At 71.1% G+C, this 19,334-nt stretch carries 18 protein-coding genes; 11 read left to right on the top strand and 7 right to left on the bottom strand.

Annotated elements, in window-relative coordinates; genetic code table 11:
• Positions 1–105: 105 nt before the first annotated feature.
• Positions 106–1,287, bottom strand: coding sequence for a PP2C family protein-serine/threonine phosphatase (locus ACRYM0_RS15835; RefSeq protein WP_432506701.1), 1,182 nt, complete (start codon positions 1,285–1,287; stop codon positions 106–108).
• A 401-nt stretch (positions 1,288–1,688) separates the two neighbouring features.
• Between ACRYM0_RS15835 and ACRYM0_RS15830 the strand changes: the two genes are divergently transcribed.
• Genes ACRYM0_RS15830 through ACRYM0_RS15820 form a run of 3 tightly spaced genes read left to right on the top strand, consistent with a single transcriptional unit; the run spans position 1,689 to position 5,266 of the window.
• The gene (locus tag ACRYM0_RS15830) at positions 1,689–4,259 is read left to right on the top strand and encodes a molybdopterin oxidoreductase family protein (protein WP_432506699.1); all 2,571 of its coding nucleotides are present in this window, start codon (positions 1,689–1,691) and stop codon (positions 4,257–4,259) included.
• A gap of 3 nt (positions 4,260–4,262) precedes the next feature.
• Complete coding sequence (locus ACRYM0_RS15825) at positions 4,263–4,730, top strand: hypothetical protein (RefSeq protein WP_432506697.1); 468 nt, start codon at positions 4,263–4,265, stop codon at positions 4,728–4,730.
• Positions 4,727–5,266, top strand: coding sequence for an HPP family protein (locus ACRYM0_RS15820; protein WP_337063398.1), 540 nt, complete (start codon positions 4,727–4,729; stop codon positions 5,264–5,266). Before ACRYM0_RS15825 ends, ACRYM0_RS15820 begins: the two co-directional genes overlap by 4 nt.
• 569 nt (positions 5,267–5,835) lie before the next feature.
• On the opposite strand, the gene ACRYM0_RS15815 is transcribed toward ACRYM0_RS15820, so the two are convergent.
• Positions 5,836–6,138: a hypothetical protein gene (locus ACRYM0_RS15815; RefSeq protein ID WP_432506695.1), complete on the bottom strand. Its 303-nt coding sequence runs from the start codon at positions 6,136–6,138 to the stop codon at positions 5,836–5,838.
• An 89-nt stretch (positions 6,139–6,227) separates the two neighbouring features.
• The gene (locus ACRYM0_RS15810) at positions 6,228–6,914 is read right to left on the bottom strand and encodes a recombinase family protein (RefSeq protein WP_432506693.1); all 687 of its coding nucleotides are present in this window, start codon (positions 6,912–6,914) and stop codon (positions 6,228–6,230) included.
• Positions 6,915–7,293: 379 nt separating this feature from the next.
• On the opposite strand from ACRYM0_RS15810, the gene ACRYM0_RS15805 reads away from it, so the two are divergent.
• Both ACRYM0_RS15805 and ACRYM0_RS15800 read left to right on the top strand, forming a co-directional pair.
• Complete coding sequence (locus ACRYM0_RS15805) at positions 7,294–8,100, top strand: LGFP repeat-containing protein (RefSeq protein ID WP_432506691.1); 807 nt, start codon at positions 7,294–7,296, stop codon at positions 8,098–8,100.
• 30 nt (positions 8,101–8,130) lie between these two features.
• Complete coding sequence (locus ACRYM0_RS15800) at positions 8,131–8,682, top strand: HNH endonuclease family protein (RefSeq protein WP_432506689.1); 552 nt, start codon at positions 8,131–8,133, stop codon at positions 8,680–8,682.
• A gap of 230 nt (positions 8,683–8,912) precedes the next feature.
• Here the strand turns inward: ACRYM0_RS15800 and ACRYM0_RS15795 are convergent, their stop codons facing one another.
• The 3 genes from ACRYM0_RS15795 to ACRYM0_RS15785 form a co-directional block, all read right to left on the bottom strand.
• Positions 8,913–9,623, bottom strand: coding sequence for a hypothetical protein (locus ACRYM0_RS15795; RefSeq protein WP_432506687.1), 711 nt, complete (start codon positions 9,621–9,623; stop codon positions 8,913–8,915).
• Positions 9,624–9,871: 248 nt separating this feature from the next.
• Positions 9,872–10,678, bottom strand: a complete 807-nt coding sequence (locus tag ACRYM0_RS15790; protein WP_432506685.1) for a transposase family protein — start codon at positions 10,676–10,678, stop codon at positions 9,872–9,874.
• Positions 10,679–10,948: 270 nt separating this feature from the next.
• Positions 10,949–12,367 (bottom strand): ISL3 family transposase, encoded by a 1,419-nt coding sequence (locus tag ACRYM0_RS15785; RefSeq protein ID WP_432506683.1) that lies wholly within the window; start codon positions 12,365–12,367, stop codon positions 10,949–10,951.
• Between the two features lie 117 nt (positions 12,368–12,484).
• Between ACRYM0_RS15785 and ACRYM0_RS15780 the strand changes: the two genes are divergently transcribed.
• From ACRYM0_RS15780 to ACRYM0_RS15755, 6 genes are all read left to right on the top strand, one after another.
• A complete protein-coding gene (locus ACRYM0_RS15780) occupies positions 12,485–12,778 on the top strand; it encodes a metal-sensitive transcriptional regulator (RefSeq protein ID WP_432506703.1) in 294 nt (97 codons plus the stop codon).
• A 232-nt stretch (positions 12,779–13,010) separates the two neighbouring features.
• On the top strand, positions 13,011–13,328 hold the full coding sequence (locus tag ACRYM0_RS15775) for a rhodanese-like domain-containing protein (RefSeq protein ID WP_432506681.1): 318 nt from the start codon (positions 13,011–13,013) through the stop codon (positions 13,326–13,328).
• 66 nt (positions 13,329–13,394) lie between these two features.
• Positions 13,395–14,843 carry an MBL fold metallo-hydrolase gene (locus ACRYM0_RS15770; protein WP_432506679.1) on the top strand — a complete coding sequence of 483 codons (1,449 nt, stop codon included), beginning with the start codon at positions 13,395–13,397 and terminating at the stop codon, positions 14,841–14,843.
• A gap of 65 nt (positions 14,844–14,908) precedes the next feature.
• Positions 14,909–15,616: a rhodanese-like domain-containing protein gene (locus ACRYM0_RS15765; protein WP_432506677.1), complete on the top strand. Its 708-nt coding sequence runs from the start codon at positions 14,909–14,911 to the stop codon at positions 15,614–15,616.
• A gap of 88 nt (positions 15,617–15,704) precedes the next feature.
• On the top strand, positions 15,705–16,487 hold the full coding sequence (locus tag ACRYM0_RS15760; protein ID WP_432506675.1) for a sulfite exporter TauE/SafE family protein: 783 nt from the start codon (positions 15,705–15,707) through the stop codon (positions 16,485–16,487).
• Positions 16,488–16,658: 171 nt separating this feature from the next.
• Entirely contained in the window at positions 16,659–17,720 is a 1,062-nt protein-coding gene (locus ACRYM0_RS15755; RefSeq protein ID WP_432506673.1) for a HoxN/HupN/NixA family nickel/cobalt transporter, read from the top strand.
• Between the two features lie 195 nt (positions 17,721–17,915).
• Here ACRYM0_RS15755 and ACRYM0_RS15750 read toward each other — a convergent pair whose 3' ends face one another.
• A complete protein-coding gene (locus tag ACRYM0_RS15750; RefSeq protein WP_432506672.1) occupies positions 17,916–19,103 on the bottom strand; it encodes an MFS transporter in 1,188 nt (395 codons plus the stop codon).
• Positions 19,104–19,334 lie beyond the last annotated feature (231 nt).

Raw genomic sequence — 19,334 nt, 5'->3', positions numbered from 1 at the left:
CCGGCCCTGCCGAAGATCCTCGACCTGCCGACCAGCGCCTGGATCAACCGACCCGACGACCCTGCGCAGGCCGAGCACAGCTCAGCTGCTTAACACCTGCTGGCCTCAACCGCCTTGACACGTTCCGTCCAGCCACCGATCCAGCAGCACCACCCCAGCTGATCCCGACTGCTCGTTCACCAACCGTTGGACCCGGGCGTCCGCCATCGCCTGCGTCAGGCGTCGCAGCCCCTCATCCAGGCTCTGCTCACGCCGCTCGATCAAGCCATCGGTGTACAGCAACAAGGTCGACGTCGGCACCACGTCCACCACGTGGTCGTGGCGCTGCACCTCGAACAGACCCAGTCCGAGCATCGGATCCGCCTCACCCGCCTCCAGCAGCTGCACACGCGGACCTTTTCGCACAGCTGCGCCATCGGCCGTGTCACCAGCTGCGTTCCCGCTCGCAGCGAGGTTCGCATCGCCGCCGGGCAGCAGCATCATCGGCGGCGGATGCCCGGCGTTGGACCACCGCGCCCGGCACACGCCCTGCTGCGCGGCAGGCGCGTCCTGCTCGATGCGCACCACGACCACCGTGGCCAGCACCTCGAGCCCCAGCCGAGCGATGCCCTCATCCACTCGCTGCAGCAGCCGTGCGGGGCTCTGGCCACCTTCGACCGCGTACGCCCGCAGCAGACCGCGCAGCTGCCCCATGGCGGCCGCAGCGTGCATGTCGTGCCCGACGACGTCGCCGATCACCAGCACCATGCACCCGTCCGCGTCCACGAGCGCGTCGTACCAGTCACCACCGACCTGATCACCACTGCTGGCCGGCAGGTAGCGGCTGAGCAGCTGCAGATCATCAGCCTGCGGCAGCTGCGTGAGCATCGCCGCCTGCAACGTCCGGGCAGCTTGACGACGGTCCTGCAGCTGCGCCCACTGCCGGGCCTGCGCCTGGGCGACCACCACGGACAGCACCGCACTGGCCAAGACCACCAGGACCCGCGTCATCGCGGTTGCCCACGGCACACCGTCGTAGAGGGCCAGGGCCACCGAGGCGATCAACGCGACGCAGCCCACCAGCAGCGTGTGCGGGCGCGAGCGGCTCAACGCGGTCAGCGCGGGCGCCAGCACCAGCGTGCCGGAGAGGTTGCCTACCATCCGGTGCTCCATCGCCAGCCCACCGACCACGTCAATCAGGCACAGAACCAGCACGGTGCCCAAGCCCAGCGCCATGAACGAGCGCACCGAGTCGTGCACTCCGCCGTCAGAGCTGATCGCGAAGTCCTGGGAGGTGATCGGCGGCACCGTCTCATCGTGCCCTCTTCAGCCGACTCGCCCGACGGGCGATGTGGTCCGGGGTCAACGACCCGTCCCACAACCGACCGGTTGTGAGACGCGTGGAGGAGCGGTCCTGGTGTGGCTGCGGCGGTGGGCGCGGGCTGGTGCCAGGGCTCGCTGATGCTCAGGCGTGGTGATGCCGAGCGGCTGCTGGCTCGCTCGATGGCGCGGTGAACGGTCCTCGATCGGGACGTCAAGTCGCTCATCCTTCTGCTCGAGGGGCACTGCCGTCGGTGCGGTTGAGGCTTGAATCCAGGCGAGCAGGGCCGCGGGGTCCGCCGGCCGCGCCCAGCGTGGAACCGCTCGCTGCGGGCAGGCGCATGTGGCACGGTCGCGTGTGACCGGACCGATCAGCAGGAGGCACGTCCATGGTCGACCGCATCGCCGACATCTGGGGCACCCGCACCCCGCACGCCCGAGACACCCCGTGGCCGGTCAGGGTGGACCAGCACCTGGACCCCTCGGTGCGCGAGGAGGACGTCGACCGTTGGGTGCAGTCCGCCTGCGTCCTGTGCAGCAACGGGTGCGGGGCCGACATCGCCGTCAAGGACGGGCGGATGGTCGGGGTCCGGGGCCGCGCGGTGGACGTGGTCAACCACGGCCGCCTGGGCCCGAAGGGCCTGTACGGATCGTGGCAGTGGAGCAGGACGGACCGGCTCACCCGCCCACTGGTGCGCGACGCCGAAGGCCAGCTGGTGCAGAGCGACTGGGACACCGCGATGGGCCGCATCGTCGCGCGCTCCAAGGAGCTCCTCGCGACCGAGGCCGGAGCCCTGAGCCACGGCTTCTACACCAGTGGCCAGCTGTTCCTGGAGGAGTACTACGCGCTCTCGGTGATCGGAAAGGCCGGCCTCGGGACTCCCCACATGGACGGCAACACCCGGCTGTGCACCGCGACCGCGGCCGCCGCGCTGAAGGAGAACTTCGGATCCGACGGCCAGCCCGGCTCCTACTCCGACATCGAGGCCACCGACGCCATCTTCCTGTTCGGGCACAACATGGCCGAAACCCAAACGGTGCTGTGGATGCGGATCCTGGACCGGATCCACGGGCAGGACCCGCCCCGGATCGTGGCCGTCGACCCCCGGACGACCGCGGTGGCCGAGGCAGCTGTGGCGACCGGCGGCGTGCACCTGGCGCCGCTGCCGGGCACCAACCAGGCGGTGATGAACGGCCTGACCCGCGAGCTGCTGCACCGCGGCTGGGTCGATGCCGAGTACGTGGCCCAGCACACGCTGGGACTGCAGGAGCTGCAGGCGACCGTCGAGCCGTACACGCCCGAGCACGTCGAGGAGATCAGTGGCGTGCCGGCTGACGACCTGCGCCGGGCGGCGGAGATCTTCGGCACCTCCCAGCGGGTGCTGTCCACCGTCTTGCAGGGCTTCTTCCAGTCCCACCAGGCCACCGCCGCCTCCTGCGGGGTGAACAACCTGCACCTGCTGCGCGGCCTGATCGGCCGCCCGGGCTGCGGCATCTTGCAGATGAACGGCCAGCCCACGGCGCAGAACACGCGCGAGTGCGGAGCCGACGGCGACCTGCCAGGCTTTCGCAACTGGGCCAACCCCGAGCACGTCCAGGAGCTGGCCGAGCTGTGGAACGTCGACCCGCTCGTGATTCCCCACTGGGCCCCTCCGACGCACGCCATGCAGATCTGGCGGTACTGCGAGCAGGGGTCGATCAAGCTGCTGTGGATCTCCGGTACCAACCCGGCGGTGTCCCTGCCCGAACTGGCGCGCATCCGGTCCATCGCCCAGCAGCAGGACCTGTTCATCGTCGTCCAGGACGGCTTCTTGACCGAGACCGCGCAGTTCGCCGACGTCGTCCTGCCCGCCGCGCTGTGGGGCGAGAAGCAGGGGACCTTCACCAACGTCAACCGCACCGTGCACCTGTCGGAGAAGGCGATCGAGCCGCCTGGGCGGGCCCGCAGCGACCTGGACATCTGGCTGGACTACGCGCACCGGATGGACTTCCGTGACAAGGACGGCGACCCGCTGATCACCTGGACCGGCCCCGAGGAGGTCTTCGAGGCCTGGAAGGAGTGCACCCGTGGGCGCCTGGTCGACTACACCGGCCTGTCCTACGACCGCCTCCGCGGCGGCAGCGGCATCCCGTGGCCGGTCAACGACGAGGCCCCCGAGGGCACCGACCGCCTCTACGCCGACGCGAACTTCCCCACCCACCACGACGTGTGCGAGAGCTACGGCCACGACCTGCTCACCGGCGGTGCCACGAGCCCGCAGGCCTACCGGGCCCAGCGGCCCGACGGGCGGGCCTTCCTCAAGGCGGCTCCCTACGTGGAGCCGCCGGAGGTGCCGACCGAGGCCTACCCGTTCGCGTTCACCAGCGGGCGGACCGTCTACCACTTCCACACCCGCACCAAGACCGGCCGCGCCGAGCAGCTGCGCCGGGCTGCCCCCGGCGCGTGGGTGGAGCTGTCCGTGGGCGACGCCGACCGCCTGGGCATCGGCGAGGGCGACGTCGTCCTGGTGGAGTCGCCCCGCGGCGCGATGCAGGCACCGGCGCGGATCGGTCGGGGGCGCGACGGCGTGGTCTTCGCCCCCTTCCACTACGGCTACTGGGACCAGCCCGGCACCGACGGTGCCTCTCCCGACGGCTCTCCCAGGGCCGCGAACGAGCTCACCCTCACGGAGTGGGACCCCGTCTCCAAGCAGCCGCTGCTGAAACTGGGCGCCGCCCGGGTCACCCGGATCGCAGCCGCCGACGGGCCGGCGCCGGCCCCCACGACGACCGCCTCGGCACCGGCCGACCCGGCGAGCGTGCCGGCGACCGTGGGCGGAGCGGACGCGGCGGTGGACGAGCAGGTGGACGCCGCGCCGGCACCGCACCCGGCCCCGGAGCCGGCGGCCAGCCCCGGCCAGCCCGGATCCGGCGGCACGACGGCGTCCACCACGGCGTCCACGACACCGACGGAGGGTTGAGCTGTGCACCTCGCCACCTACATCGGCCTGCAGCACACGGCCTCAGCCACCCTGGCGGACTCCTTCCGCCAGGTCGCGCAGGGCCACGCCGCCGAGCCGGACGTGTTCACCGACTGCCACCGCATGGCAGCGATGTCGCAGGGGCACGTGGAGCGCCTTGCGCCCCTGGTCGACCGCTACGGGGAGGAGCGCGTGGACGAGCCCGAGCGGCTGCACGCCGACGGGCTGCCCGGCGTGCGCTCCGGCGGGGTGGGGCTGCTGCGCGACCTGCAGGACCTGTACGTCCTGGCCTCCTTCGTCGACATCACCTGGACCGTGCTCGGCCAGGCCGGCAAGGGCGTGCGCGACCGCGACCTGATCGCCGTGGTCGACGCCTGCGAGCAGGAGACCCAGCGCCAGCTGCTGTGGCTCAACACGCGCATCAAGCAGGCAGCACCCCAGGCCCTGATCGCCAGTGGGTCCAGCACGTGAGCGGAGGCGACGGCGGGCTGCTGGAGGCCGCCGAACACCGCGGCCCGGCCAGCGCCGGGGCCTACGCCTTCGGGCTGTGCCTGGTCGTGCTCGTGGCTTGCGGCGTGGTCGGGATGCTCGTGCACCAGCCCTTCCTCTTCCCCAGCCTCGGGCCCACCGTGATGCTCTTCGTCGAGAACCCGCGCCAGGCGTCGGCCACCCCCCGCGCCACCTTGATCGGGCACGGCGTCGCGATCGCCGTCGGCGCAGGCTGCCTGGCCCTGTTCGGACTCACCGACCACCCCCCGGTGACCCAGGAGGGCCTGAGCGCCGCCCGCATCGGCAGCGCCGCGGCGTCGGTGGCGCTGACCGCCCTGGTGCTCAAGGTCCTGAACGCCTCCCACCCGCCCGCGGGCGCGACCACGCTCATCGTCAGCCTCGGGATCTTGACCTCGGCGGTCGAGCTGCTGACGATGGCGGCGGCCGTGCTGTTGGTCACCGTGCTCGCCGTCGCACTCAGCCGCCTGCTGGGCGTGCGGCTGCCCCTGTGGCGCTGAGCGCGTCGGCCCTGCCCACACGGGCGCGAGCAGCCCGCCTTCGAGCACGACCAGCCCCGCCAGCGCGAGGGCAGTGCGGCAGGACCCTACGACGCTGACGATCATGCGGGGGCGAACGTGCCCGGGGTCAGTGCTGCACCGTCCAGCAGCTGAGCTCTTCCAGGACGCCCCTGGCGTGAACGAGGCAGCGCCCCGGGGTGCCGCTGCGCGGGTCCCCCTGGGGGAAGGTCGCCCACACAGGCCCTCACCTGGCGCGTGGGCAGGCATGAAGCATTGATCTTGAAAGTTTTCCACAAAGACGCTTCGTGTCGCACAGCCGACCGATTGTGAGACACCGCAGGAGAGTGGCCGCTGAGCCTCGACACGCCGTCTCATAACGCGTGTCCACTCCCGGGGCCCGCGCGTCGAGGACTTGCTCGCCCTGAGCGGGCACGAGGGCCAGCATGCGGACCGTGCTGCTGGACACCTTCGCTGCGGTGGAGCGGTACAGGCATCGAGGCTGCTGACGCCGGCGCCTGCGGGAGTCCAGCTTGAGCGCGCAGGGGCTGCAGCGGGTAGGAGCGCAACCCCTAGGCCTGCTCCTCCTCCAGCTCTTCGAGGAGTCCTTGCCAGTGCAGCCAGTCGGGATCGAAGCCGCTGGTGTGCCGGAAGAGCAGGGCGATGTCCAGCAGCACGTGCGCGAGGTTGTCGGCGGTCAGCTCGCGCTGGTCGCGCACGGCGCGCCGGTACTGGCGCACGAAGGCGGCCCAGCCGGCGCGAGCTTCGGCGTCGGCATCGGCCAAGCCGAACAGCGGGCGCGAGGAGTGCGCTTCTCGATCGACGAAGCCGGCGATGGCATCGGCGGTGGCCCGCGGCAGCAAGGGGACCGGCACCTGGCCCCCCTGCCCGGCGGGGCTGCCTCCTCGGCTCTGCGCAGAGGCTCGAGCCGTGACCGGCTCGTCAGCGCCCACGTTGTACTCGCTCACGCCTGTACCCGCTCGCGCAGCGGGGCCGCAGCCTGGCAGTTGTAGACGGCTCGGGCCGAGGAGAAGGTCCAGGTGGCACCGCCGCGGGCGGTGGGCACCCCGTCAGCACTCAGCCCGTCGGCGATCGCTTGCCAGGAACGGCCCGCCTCGCGCTCCTCAACGACACGGCGCACCACCTCCATCGGCAGGACTGGGGGTCGGCCCAGGCGCACCCCGGCGGCCTTCTTCGCCGCCAGCGCGTCGCGGGTGCGCTGGCCGATCAGCTCGCGCTCGAGCTCGGCGATGCCGGCGGTGACGGTGGCCATGAACTTGCCGTTGGGGGTGGAGGTGTCCACGCCCACGTCCAGGCACACCACCGACCACCCGCGCCGGGTGGCCTCCTTCACCAGCCCGGAGAAGTCGTGCACCGAGCGGGAGAGGCGGTCCAGCTTGGCCACCAGCAGCACGTCGGCCTGCCGCGCGTTCAGCCGCGCTAGCGCGCTGGCGCGGGCCGGGCGGTTGAGGTCCTTGGCGGAGTGCCCGGCGTCCACGACGAACTCCAGCTGCCAGCCTCGCCGGGTGGCCTCGGCGGACAGGGCGGTGCGCTGGGCGTCCAGGCCGGCGCCGGAGTGGGCCTGCTCCTCGGTCGAGACGCGCAGGTAGGCCAGCACGCGGGGGCCTTCAGGCCGGGGGGTGGGGCTCACGGGCCCTACCCTGACACGGCGTTCGGCAGTAAACGGTCAATTACTGCCGAGCAACCAGCACCAGAACGGTCCTTACGGTGTCGATCTGGAGGGCCGATCCGAGGACCGCCTGGCCGGGGCGAGCGCACCGTCCCCGGCGCCGCCCCGCCCGATCCGTGTGGGTGCGGATGCAGCCGCCACGCCGGCGGTGTTGTGAAGCAGCCCCGGGCCTGCTGAGGACTCCGTTAGCTTGAGGCAACGGAGCGAGGTGGCTCCCGGCACACAGGGGGAAGACATGGGAGTGCGAACGTGGGCGCGGCGCGGTGCCGCCGCGGCACTGGCAGCGGTGAGCATCGGGGCCCTAAGCGGGACCCCGGCCCGGGCCGATCACATCGGAGACGTGAACTGCTCGGCCTTCACCTACCAGGAGGACGCGCAAGACCACCTCAACCGCCACCCCGGCGACCCGGACAACCTCGACAACAACGGCGACGACGTCGCCTGCGAGTCCCTGCCGCACCGTCCCGCCCCCCCGCCCCCGCCGCCCGGGGAGCCGTGCGTGCGCGGGGCGATCGAGGCCCGCTGGCTCTTCCTGGGCGGGGCCCGCGGACCGCTGGGCCCGGCGGTGACGTGCGAACTGGTCACCCCCAACGGCGCGGCCCACTACACCCACTTCGAGGGCGGCTCGATCTACTGGTCGCAGTCCACCGGCGCGCAGGACGTGCGCGGAGCCATCAAGGGCCGCTGGGCGGACATGGGCTGGGAGACGTCCTGGCTGCGCCTGCCCACCACCGGGGAGAACGCCATCCGCGGCGGCGCCTTCAACCACTTCCAGGGCGGCTCCGTCTACTGGTCGCAGGCCACCGGAGCCCACGCCGTGCGCGGGCTGATCTTCGACAAGTGGGGGTCGACCGGCTGGGAGACCGGGGTCCTAGGCTATCCCACCACCAGCGAGACCCCGATCCGCGGCGGGGCGTTCAACCACTTCACCGGCGGCTCGATCTACTGGTCCCAGGCCACCGGTGCGCACCTGGTGCGCGGAGCCATCCGGGAAGCGTGGGCGCAGCAGGGCTGGGAGACCGGCCGACTGGGCTACCCCACCTCCGACGAGTACGACGTGCCCGGTGGGCGGCGCAGCGACTTCGCCGGCGGCTCGATCACCTGGACCCCGGCCGGCGGGGCGGTGATCTCTTACGCCGGCACTTGAAGAGGTGAGGCGCGAGCTGCGCTGGAGACCTTGGAGGTCAAGGGCAGGGCACCGCGCACCGGTTACGAGCGGGACCTGTTCGGAACGGCGTGGGCGGACGTGGACGCCAACGGGTGCGACACCCGCAACGACGTCCTGCGCCGGGACCTGACCGCGACCGTGCTGGCCGCCGGCGGGTGCACCGTGCTGACCGGCACGCTGGCCGATCCGTACTCCGGGCGCTCGATCGCCTTCACCCGCGGGGTGGGCACGAGCGATGACGTGCAGATCGACCACGTCGTGGCCCTCTCGGACGCCTGGCAGAAGGGCGCCCAGGGCTGGGACACCACTACCCGACTGCGCTTCGCCAACGACCCGCTGAACCTGCTGGCCGTCGACGGGCCGCTGAACGCGCAGAAGGGCGACGGCGACGCGGCCACCTGGCTGCCACCGAACCGCACTTACCGCTGCGCCTACGTGGCCCGGCAGGTCGCCGTGAAGGTCAGGTACCGGGCCTGGGTCACCGCTGCGGAGAAGGACGCCATCGCCGGCGTCCTGGACACCTGCCCCGGCCAGGACCTGCCCACGGCACCGAACCCGTAGACGGGTACGCGCAAAGCACCCCACGCGGACGGCCGTGGCTCGAGAAGAGCCACGGCTGTCGGTGCACCAGCAGCGATGCGGGCCCACTGACCTTCATCCCGTAGAGAACACGCTTTCCCTACGGGTCAGAGACTGCTTGGACTACGCGCTCCTACCTCGAGAAGCGCAGAGCCCTGAGGTGCCCCGCCGTGAACGGCGGGGCGCCTACCTGCTCGTGCCAGCACCTTCGCTCACTGCAGCACGGCGGCAGCGATGGCGATGCTCACGTCATGGCCGTGCGCGGCATCAACGTGGTGATGCAGCCCCAAGCGCACGATGCGTCCATCACGCGGGTGCCAGGCACGCTCCGGCAGGCTGCGGCCCAGCAGGGCCTCCAGTGCGTCGATCGTGGGCTTCCACAGGTTCAGCCAGTTGCGGCGCGGGCCTACGGTGAAGCTCACCTCCATCGCGACCGGCCCCTCGGGCAGGGCGACAGCCGCGCAGAGCTGGTCGTGGATCTGCTGCTTGTACGCCGTCGTGGAGGCTGAGGCGGTGGTGCGCACCTGCACCCACTGCCCAGCGGTGGACGGCGCGTTGCGCGTGACGGCTTGCTGCACACCCACCGCGGAGGTGGCGGCGTGCCGCTTGGTGACCCACACGCAGCTCAGCTGCCGGCCGCTGGCCTGAGTGAGCCTCACGGCCAGCGGGAAGGCGTAGTTGTCCAGGTCGTGCTGCTCCAGCAGGTCGACGCGATCCTCGAGGCCCACGTCCAGGCGCAGAGCCACCGGGTCGGGCAGCTGCGCCAGGCGAGGGAGCAACTCGTCCTCGGCATGGACAAGGAACTTCTCCAGGCGGACCTGGTCCGGGTGCCCGGAGGCCATCCAGCTGGCCAGCCGTGGAGCGATCCGCAGCTCGATCAGCTCGCCGTCGGGCTCATCGAAGAAGACCGGAGCGGGCTGCACGACAGCGACGCTAGCCCTCCCTTGCCACGCTCGGTGCATGATCACCGAAGGCTCCGACCGGTGCACCCAGCCTCAATCGAGGGCGGAGCACCCCGCAGGAAGCATCCTTCTCCACGGATGTGGCGAGTACCTCAACACACGTGTCGCGGACCAGGTCGCCGAGCAGGACGCTCAACCCTCTTCGCCAGAAGCCGGCACCTTCGACGAGCCTGACGTGCTGCCCGCCTCCGGCAGCTAGTGAGCCTTTGTCAGTAGCGGTTCTCCCAACTGCTGAGTACCAGCGCCGTGGCGATGATCGCGGAGATGCGCCAGGGGCAGAGGGTGACCCGGGACAGGGCTCGCCAGCGGACTTTCAGGTGAGCGATGCCGTGCTCGACGAACGCGCGGTCGGCGTTGATGTACGAGTTCCAGCCTCGAGTTGACGCGTCGAGAACCTGCCCTGCGCCGGGACGGCGGACGGGGACCCGAACGCCGGCGCCGGCGCCGATGTAGCCCTTGTCGGCCAACACCGGCAGGCCGCGAACTGCGGCCGGGTAGAGCACCGGCAGAACATGACGACGAGCGGCGGTGAGGTCGTGGGTGCTGCCGGGCTCAACCGGTGAGACCCACAACGGTTGCCCGTCGGGATCGCAGACGACCTGGACGTTGCCGCCATGACGTTTGTGCTTGCCGGAGTACCACCGATCGGATCTGAGTCCGCTGTCGTGGACGCGGTCGGTGGCGATGAGCGTTCCATCGAGCAGCAGGTGCTCGTAGCCGAAGTCCAAGGCGTCCTCGATCACGTTGGCGAGGGCAGGAGCTTGGTCAGCGACCACGTTGAGAGCCTCGTGCAAGCAGCGGTAGGCGGTGGAGAGGCTGACGGCGTTGTCGACGGCCAGGTCGGCGATCGCGGCGCGCTGGCGCATGAAGCGCAGCAGCAGCACCGCTTGGGCGAAGCAGCCCATGACCCGCCGGCCTCGGCGGGTGCCGATCGCGGCGCGGTGGATCAGGAGCAAGCCGGCGATGCGCTGGGCCAGGGCGCGAGGGACGTCGAGGGTGGCACGATAGGAGAGCACGCAGGATCCAGGTGGGTACAGCGGAAAGGCTTGGTCGCCTCCATCGTCCCCGACCAGATCCTGCGTGCCCCATCAGTTTCGCTGCCCTGACCATCCGCAGCTTCACCCCGATACTGACAAAGGCTCACTGCACCGTGGACCGCCTCATGCGCGCTGAGGGCATAAACGGGGTGCGGCGGGCCAAGAAGGTCCGCACGACCGTGCCCGCCGCCGATGGCGTCCGCGCAGGCGATCTACTAAAGCGGGTCTTCGGATCTGAGGGTGGGAAGCTCACCCTGACCTGCGCCGGCGATGTCGCCAAGGTCGGGTGCCGTCCGCAGCGAGCAGGATGCGGATGCGGTAGTTGGTGAAGTTGCGGAAGCCGTGCGCCAGGCGGCGGGTCTTCTCGATGATGAGGTTGATGGCCTCGGTGCCGCCGTTGCTGATGCCGTGGCGGCGCAGGTCGTCGTTGAAGTAGGCCAGCACCTCAGCCCGCCACGACCGCAGCGTGCGGCCCAGCCGGGCAATCTCCGGTATCGGGCACCGGTGAAAGGAGTTCAGTACTCGCTCGGCGACGGCCCGGCCAACGGGTGGGGTCGAGGCGTGGAACATCGAGCGCAAGTCCTGGTAGGCGTGCCAGGCCACGGTGACCTCAAGGTTTGGGTCACCGGCTTGCAACGCGGCCTCCAGCCGAGCGCGGCCGCGGTCAGTGAGGTTCTCCCGGGCCGTGGTCAGCAACCGACGGATCCGGTAGAGCGGGTCGTCGCGGTGGCCGCGTCGGCCCAGGGCGTCCTGCTGGACGCGGCGGCGGACCTCGTCCATCGCCGTTGAAGCGAGCTTCACGATGTGGAAGGCGTCCAGAACGGTGACGGTGTCATCGGGGAGTTCGGTGCGGATGGCGTTGGCATAGCCGCGGAACGGGTCCAGCGACGCATGGGTGATGCTGGCGACGAACTGCCGGGTTTGCTGGCGGATCCAGGTCGCGTAGACCGGCCCGGATCGTCCCAGGGTGACGTCTAGCAGGCGGGCGTGGACCTGGCCGTGCTTGTCGCGGGTGAGGTCGACGATGGAGGTGACTGCCCGGTCACGGTGACGTGCTGAGGGGCGCCAGATGTGCTCGTCGACGCCGAGGGTGTCGACTCCGGCCAACCGCGCCCCGCGGGCTGGCTCACCGTCCAGGTTGTCGGCGGCGTGAGCGCGAATGGCCTTCATCAAGGTGTGCCAGTCAACGCCGAGTTGGCGGGCCAGGGCGGAGACGGTGGAGTCGTCCCAGCGCAGCGTCTGAGTCGCCCAGGCCACGGCCCGAGCGGTGAGCTTGGCTCGCACCGGGAGGGCGGGGTGTTCCTCGGACCAGGCGCCGGCGGGACAGCGTGGTTCGCGGCAGCGCCAGCGTCGTTTGCGCCAGATCAGCTGTACTGGGGTGCCGAAGGCGGGCGCGTCGGCGAGGCGGTGCTCGCGGCGACCGTGATCGGCTGTGAGGACCCCGCAGCGGTGGCATGCCACGATGGCGGGTGGGTCGGTCTGGATTGTCAGGCGCAGCAGCCCGCGCGGATGCTCAGCGTCAACGCTGGGGGCGAGGCGATCAAAGGCGAGCAGACGCAGGCCTTCCAGCCCCAGCAGCTCGTCCGCGACAGCGCATGATGCGGGGGCACGCTTGCGGGCGTGCTCAGGGGCGTGCTCGAAGACGGAGGAGCGGCAGACGGAGGGCATGGTGGAGCCGTTCGTGATGGACTAGCAGACGTGGGTCAGCAGGTCGGTCCCGCACCGGGCGAGGCGGGCAGGAATGATTCGGAGGACGAGACGTTATACCCCCCGGGGTACCTGCCGATGGACCTCGCAGAGGAGACGACCGTGGACGTGGACACCAGCCAGCTGACCGACGTGGTCGCCCGGCTCAAGCGAGCTCAGGGCCAGATCGGCGGCATCATCAAGATGATCGAGGACGGGCGGGACTGTTCCGACGTCGTCACTCAGGTCGCAGCCGTCTCCCGGGCCCTGGATCGCGCCGGGTTCAAGATCATCTCCACCGGGATGCGCCAGTGCATGATCGCCGAACGCGACGGCACCGAACGCCCCCTGAGCGATGCTGAGCTGGAGAAGCTCTTCCTCTCCCTGGCCTGAGCAGCTGGCCTGAGCCGGACACGCACCACCTGCGGTGTCCCGGACCGTCTCGCCGGCCAGTGACAGCCGGGAGGCGCGGACAGGCCCACGCTTGCCGCCTCTGCACTTCCTTCGCACCCTGGTGGGTGCCCCGCACCCGGAAGCACCCACCAGGAGGACCCAGCACCGCCCGTCACCAGCACCGTCAGTACAGGTACCGCCACCCACCGGATACTTCCGAGGAGCACCGACCATGGACGCCAAGACCACCCACGCCCGCCTGCACGAGGTCACCGTCGTCGACGTGCGCGAAGACGAGGAGTGGGCCGCCGGCCACATCGCCGGTGCCGTGCACATCCCTCTGGGCCAGCTCGAAGCCCGCCTGGGCGAGCTCGACCCGACCCAGCCGCTGGTCACCACCTGCCGCGGCGGCAAGCGCAGCGCCCAGGCCCACGCCCTGCTCACCGCCGCCGGCAAGCAGGTCGACGACCTCGAGGGCGGCATGCAGGCCTGGAAGCAGGCCGGGCTGCCCATCACCACCCCCGACGGGCGCCCCGGCACCGTCGCCTGACACGTCACCACCATTCGCTTCATTTCATCGACGCGTACCCTACGGGGTAGGGAACCGGAGACTTCCATGAGCACCAGCACCCAGCAGTCGAGCCAGTCCTCCACCCAGCATCCGATCGAGGTCGTCACCATCGAGACCACCAGCCTGGGTGACCGCAGCTACCTGGCTACCGACGGCACCACCGCCGTCGTGATCGACCCCCAGCGCGACATCGACCGCGTGCTGGACTTGATCGCCCGCCTGAACGTGCGCGTGAGCCACGTGGTGGAAACCCACGTGCACAACGACTACGTCACCGGCGGCCTGGAGCTGGCCGCGCGCACCGGCGCGCACTACGTGCTGCCCGAGCACAGCCACGTGGAGTTCGAGCATACCGAAGTCGCCGACGGCGACGTCCTGGACGCCGGAACCTTCACCGTGCGCGCCATCCACACTCCCGGGCACACCCACCACCACACCAGCTACGCCCTGGCCAACGGCGCAGGCACCGTCGAGGCCGTCTTCACCGGCGGCTCGATGCTCTACGGCTCCACCGGGCGCACCGACCTGGTCTCGCCCGAGACGACGGTGGAGCTGACCCACGCCCAGTTCCACTCCGCCCAGCGCCTGGTCGCCGAGCTGCCCGCGACCGCCGCGGTCTACCCCACCCACGGCTTCGGCAGCTTCTGCTCCGCGACCCCCACCAGCGGGGACGCCTCCACCATCGGCGAGCAGGCCGCCACCAACCCGGCCCTGACCCAGGACGAGCAGACCTACGTGGACACCCTGCTGGCCGGCCTGGACGCCTTCCCGGCCTACTACGCCCACATGGGCCCGGCCAATCGCCGCGGCCCGGCCCCCGTGGACCTGTCCATGCCGCAGCCCGTCGAGCCGGGCGAGGTGCGCCGGCGCATCCGCGGCGGGGAGTGGGTGGTGGACCTGCGCGAGCGCACCGCTTTCGCCGCCGGTCACCTGGCCGGTTCCTACGGCTTCGAGCTGTCGAACAACTTCGTCACCTACCTGGGCTGGCTGTACCACTACGGCACCCCGCTCACCCTGATCGGTGAGTCGGAGGAGCAGATCCTCACCGCCCGCCGCGAGCTGGTGCGCATCGGCATCGACCACCTCGCCGGGTCAGCCACCGGGGACATCGAAACCCTGGCTGGCGGCACCGTGGCCGACGGGGCGTTGCGCTCGTACCGCGTCAGCGACTTCGCCGGCCTCGCCGAGCGCATGGTCGAGGGCCCGGTGCAGGTTCTGGACGCCCGCCGCCACGACGAGCGCGCCAAGGGTGGGGTGCGCGGCTCGCAGCACATCCCGCTGCACGAGCTGAACGAGCGCATCGAGGAGGTCCCCACCGGCGAGGTGTGGGTCTACTGCGGCTCCGGCTACCGCGCCTCCATCGCCGCCTCGATCCTGGACCGCCCCGGCCGCGACGTCGTCCTGGTCAACGACTCCTACAGCAACGCCGCGCACGCCGGTGTGGAGGACGAGCGGCCCACCGAGGGCGCCGGCGCCCCCGCCGAGCCGTCCTGACCCCCTGGTCCCACAAACCTGTCGACCACCGGATTTCTTACCCACCGAAGCGCAGCAGGAGAACCATGAGCACCGGCACTACCACCTCCGAGATCAGCATCAGCACCACTACTCTCGCTACCCCCACGCCCGCGACCAGCGCTCTTGAGCGTGTGGACGCCACCACCCTGACCGGTTTGCTGCGCGATCCGGACGCGGTCACCGTCCTGGACGTGCGCAGCCCCGGGGAGTTCGAGGCGATGCACATCGCCGGCTCCTACAACGTGCCGCTGCAGATGCTCGGTGAGCACGCCGCCGCCTTCGCCGCCCGCCTGGCCCACCAGGAGGAGCACCACCGGAACCACCAGGTCGTCCTGGTGTGCCAGTCCGGCGCCCGCGCCACCCAGGCCCGCCAGCACCTGGCCGGGGTGGGAACTGCCAACCTGCACGTCCTGGACGGCGGGGTATCCGCCTTCGCCGCCGCCGGCGGTGACGTCGTGCGCGGCGCCGGACGCTGGGCGATGGACCGCCAGGTGCGCCTGGTGGCCGGCTCCATCGTGCTGGCCTCCACCCTGGCCAGCCTGGCGCTGCCCAAGGCCCGCTTCCTTGCCGGCGGCATTGGCGCCGGGCTGACCTACTCCGCGATTTCCAACAGCTGCGCCATGGGGGCTCTGCTGGGCAAGCTGCCCTACAACCGCGGCCCGAAGGACCCTGACGTGGCCCAGGTCCTCGACCAGCTGCCCGACGCCTCCAGCACCCAGCAGGACAGCAGCACTCTGGACAGCCGGGCATGAGCGGCACCGCGCACCGCCCCACCACCTCGACGAACGGGCTCGTGGCGAGCAGCCCAGCGACGAACGAATCCGCTCGGGGCGGTGCGCGGTGATCCTCGTTGCAGGCCTCGGAGCGCTCATCGGGTTGTTGCTCGGTCTGTTCGGCGGCGGCGGCTCCATCCTGGCCGTGCCCGCCCTGGTCTACGGCGCCGGCGTGCCGCTGGCCGCGGCGGTGCCCACCTCGCTGCTCGTGGTGGGTATCTCCTCGGCCACTGCGGTGCTGCCGCGGCTGCGGCAGGTGCAGTGGCGCCTGGCCGGCGTCGTCGGCGGCGCCGGCGCGGCGGCCACCTTCGCCGGAGCCGCCGTCAACCGCCTGCTGCCCGAGCGCTGGGTCCTGCTCGGCTTCGCCCTGGTCATGATCGCCGCCGGGGTGCGGATGCTGCGCCACGGCAGCGACGAGACCGGCGCCTCGTGCGCGCTGCCCGGCGGCGGCATCGCCTGGCGCCACTGCCTGCCCCGAGCCATCGGTGCCGGGGTGGGTGTCGGTTTCCTCACCGGCCTGTTCGGTGTCGGGGGCGGGTTCCTCATCATCCCCGCCCTGACCCTGCTGCTGGGGTTGTCGATGAGCACCGCGGTGCCGACCTCACTGGTCATCGTGGTGCTCAACTCGATCTTCGGGTTCACCGCCCACGTCAGCACCGCTGACTACGGCACCGGTATCGACTGGGCCACCGCCGCCGCGTTCACCGCCGCGGCCATCGCCGGCTCACTGACCGCAGCCCGGCCATCTGGACGTCTTCCGGCTGCCCGCCTGCGGAAAGGTTTCGCCTACCTCGTCTTCGCCGTCGCCGTCTTCGTCATCGCCCAGAGCCTGCTGGGTTCCACAGCCTGACGGACTGCGGGACTGCCCCACCGATCCGCTGATCATCCTCCCTGTCCGTTCGTCTGGAGTCTGTTCGTGTCTGCTTCTGCTTTGCCCGCTGCGGCTTCTCCGGGGCGTACCCGCCGTTGGAGCGGCACCTGGAGCCGCGCAGACACCCGATCCCTGACCCGCCTGCTGGGCGTGGTCGCGGCCCTGCACCTCATCGGCTGGGGTGGCCTGGCCCTGATCGTGCCCGCCGGGTACCAGGTCAGCGGGCAGGTCGGTGGGCAGGTCTTCGGCTGGGCGCTGGGTTTGAGCGCCTACGCCTTCGGGGTGCGTCACGCCTTCGACGCCGACCACATCGCCGTCATCGACGGCGCCACCCGCAAGCTCACCGCCGACGCCGCCAACAGCACCGCCGGTGCCGCTACCGACATCACCACAGGCAACACCCCCGGTGACGTGAGACGGCCGCTGGCGGTGGGGTTCTGGTTCTCCCTGGGGCACTCCAGCGTCGTCTTCGCCATGGCCCTGCTCGTGGCCACCGGTGCCCGCTTCGCCGCCACCCTGGTCAGCGAGGACTCCGCGATCCACCACGGCCTGGGGCTGTTCGGGGCCAGCGCCGCCGGGATCTTCCTCTGGGTCATCGGCCTGATCAACCTGGCCGGTCTCCTCGCCGTCCTGCGCCTGCGGCGCCGGTTGCGGCGGCGGCAGTTGAGCCCTGAGCAGGTGCACGAAGCCGCTCAGGTGGGCGGGGCGATGGCTCGACTTCTGCGTCCCCTCACCGCCCGCATCCGCTCACCTCGCCAAGCCTACGGCGTGGGGGTGTTGATGGGACTGGGTTTCGACACCGCCACCGAAGTTGCCTTGCTGGTCCTGGCCGGCACCGCGGCGATCACCCTGCCCTGGTACGCCGTGCTGATCTTGCCGGTGCTGTTCGCCGCGGGCATGAGCCTGTTCGACACCCTCGACGGGGCCGCGATGACGCTGGCCTACGACGTCGCCCACCGCGAGGAGCTGAACCCGCTTCGCAAGCTGACCTACAACGCCGTGGTCACAGGGCTGACGGTCACCGTCGCCCTAGCGATCGGCACGTTGCAGCTGGCCACCGCTGCTCACGATGGGCTGCGCATCGCCGGCGGCCTCACCGAGTGGCTCGCTGGCCTCGACACCGCCCTGGTCGGCGTGGGCACCGTAGTCGCCTTCACCCTGATCACCGCCACCGCGCTGCTCGTTCAGCGTCCGACCACCCGCCGCGCGTGAACCGGTTGGCGGCGGCGCCTGGGGCGGTAGGCAGCTGACTACGGCCATCTCTCCGCCGCGACCAACGGGGCGGCAGTGCCAGTCAGGTACACCTTCCCTCAGATCCGAAGACCCGGCATCAGCGTGTGGGGGATCTGTCCGAGGCTGGGGGTCACGAGGTCATGCGGTCCGCGGAACGCAGACACCACTCCTCACTCACGGCCTCCCAGTCACAGTGCCGGGGCTGCGCTTGGACCTGCACAGCAGCAGCAGGCCCACCCCGCTGAGCAGTGATGCTGCGGCGGTCACGACGAGCAGCGGTCCGAGCCCGAAGCCCGGGATCACCGCACCGGCCAAAGCTGGCGCTACCACCGAGCTGACGGCACCCACGACCAGGCAGGCGGTGAACGCCGCCCCCGCACGCTCGGGCACCACCTCAGCGGTCCAGACTGCGAGTACCGCCGAGCCGGTCATGTATCCCACGCCGAAGGTGCACGCCGAGACCACCGTCGCAGCCAGCGAATCGCTGGCCAGCCCGAGCAGCGCCAGCGCCGCACCGACCGTCACCAGGCACAGCGCAGCGACCCGTGCGCTGCCCAGCCGCTGCGCGAGGCCCCCGGTCGCCAGGGCCACCACGCCGCTGATGCCGACGGCGGCGTAGAGCGCCGGGACAGCCGCCGCCGGCAGGCTTCCACTGCTGAGGATGTCCGCGGCGTAGGTGAAGTAGATGGTGACGACCGCGAAGTAGACCACGGAGTACCCGACCGGGACCCGCAGCGCTGCGAGCAGCGAGAAGATGGCGCTGCGCCGCCCACCTGAGCCTGCGGCAGGGCGTGCAGGCGGCTCGGTCCGGGGCACCAGGCGCAGGTTCACGACGGCGGCGGCCACCGCGGCAAGGGCGATCCCACCCCAGACCAGACGCCACGACGCCGATGCGGCGAGGATCGCCAGGCCACCCAGCAGGACGAGTCCGCCGCTGGTGCCGGTGGTGATGATGGCCAGCGCTTTGGGTTGCTGGCGCTGGGGCACCGTGCGCGTCACGATGTCGGAGTAGGGCGCCCAGACCCAGCCGCCCGCGCTGCCGGCCAGGACGGCGCCGGCGGCGAGCAACCCGGGGGATGGCGCGAACGTCACGACCACCGCTCCCAGCGCTCCGCAGGCTCCGCCCACGCTCGTCGGTGCGCGCGGACCGCGGCGAGCAGTCAGCGGCCCCGCCAGCAGCAAGCCGGCGAGGTAGCCGGCGAACGTGGCGCTGGCGATGAGGCCGAGCACCACCTCGGGCAGACCGAGGTCTTGCCGGATGTTGGGCAGGGTGAGCCCGTAGGCGTAGCGGGCCATGCCGAAGGCGACTCCGACGACCGCCGCACCGGCGAGGCCGACCCGGCTCGCACCGGAGAGTCTCATAGGGGCCTCCTCGTCTTGTTGCCTGGCCGTGCAGTCGCTGTGCCCCCGGTGGGGGCAGCGCCTCGAGGCTTGCACCCTGGCCTCGAGTCGAGGAAGGCGGGGACGCGGAACGTGTCAAGGCGGTTGAGGCCAGCAGGTGTTAAGCAGCTGAGCTGTGCTCGGCCTGCGCAGGGTCGTCGGGTCGGTTGATCCAGGCGCTGGTCGGCAGGTCGAGGATCTTCGGCAGGGCCG

The organism is Kineococcus arenarius subsp. arenarius, assembly GCF_050871845.1.
GTDB lineage: Bacteria > Actinomycetota > Actinomycetes > Actinomycetales > Kineococcaceae > Kineococcus.
This window is presented reverse-complemented; position numbering and strand designations above follow the sequence as displayed.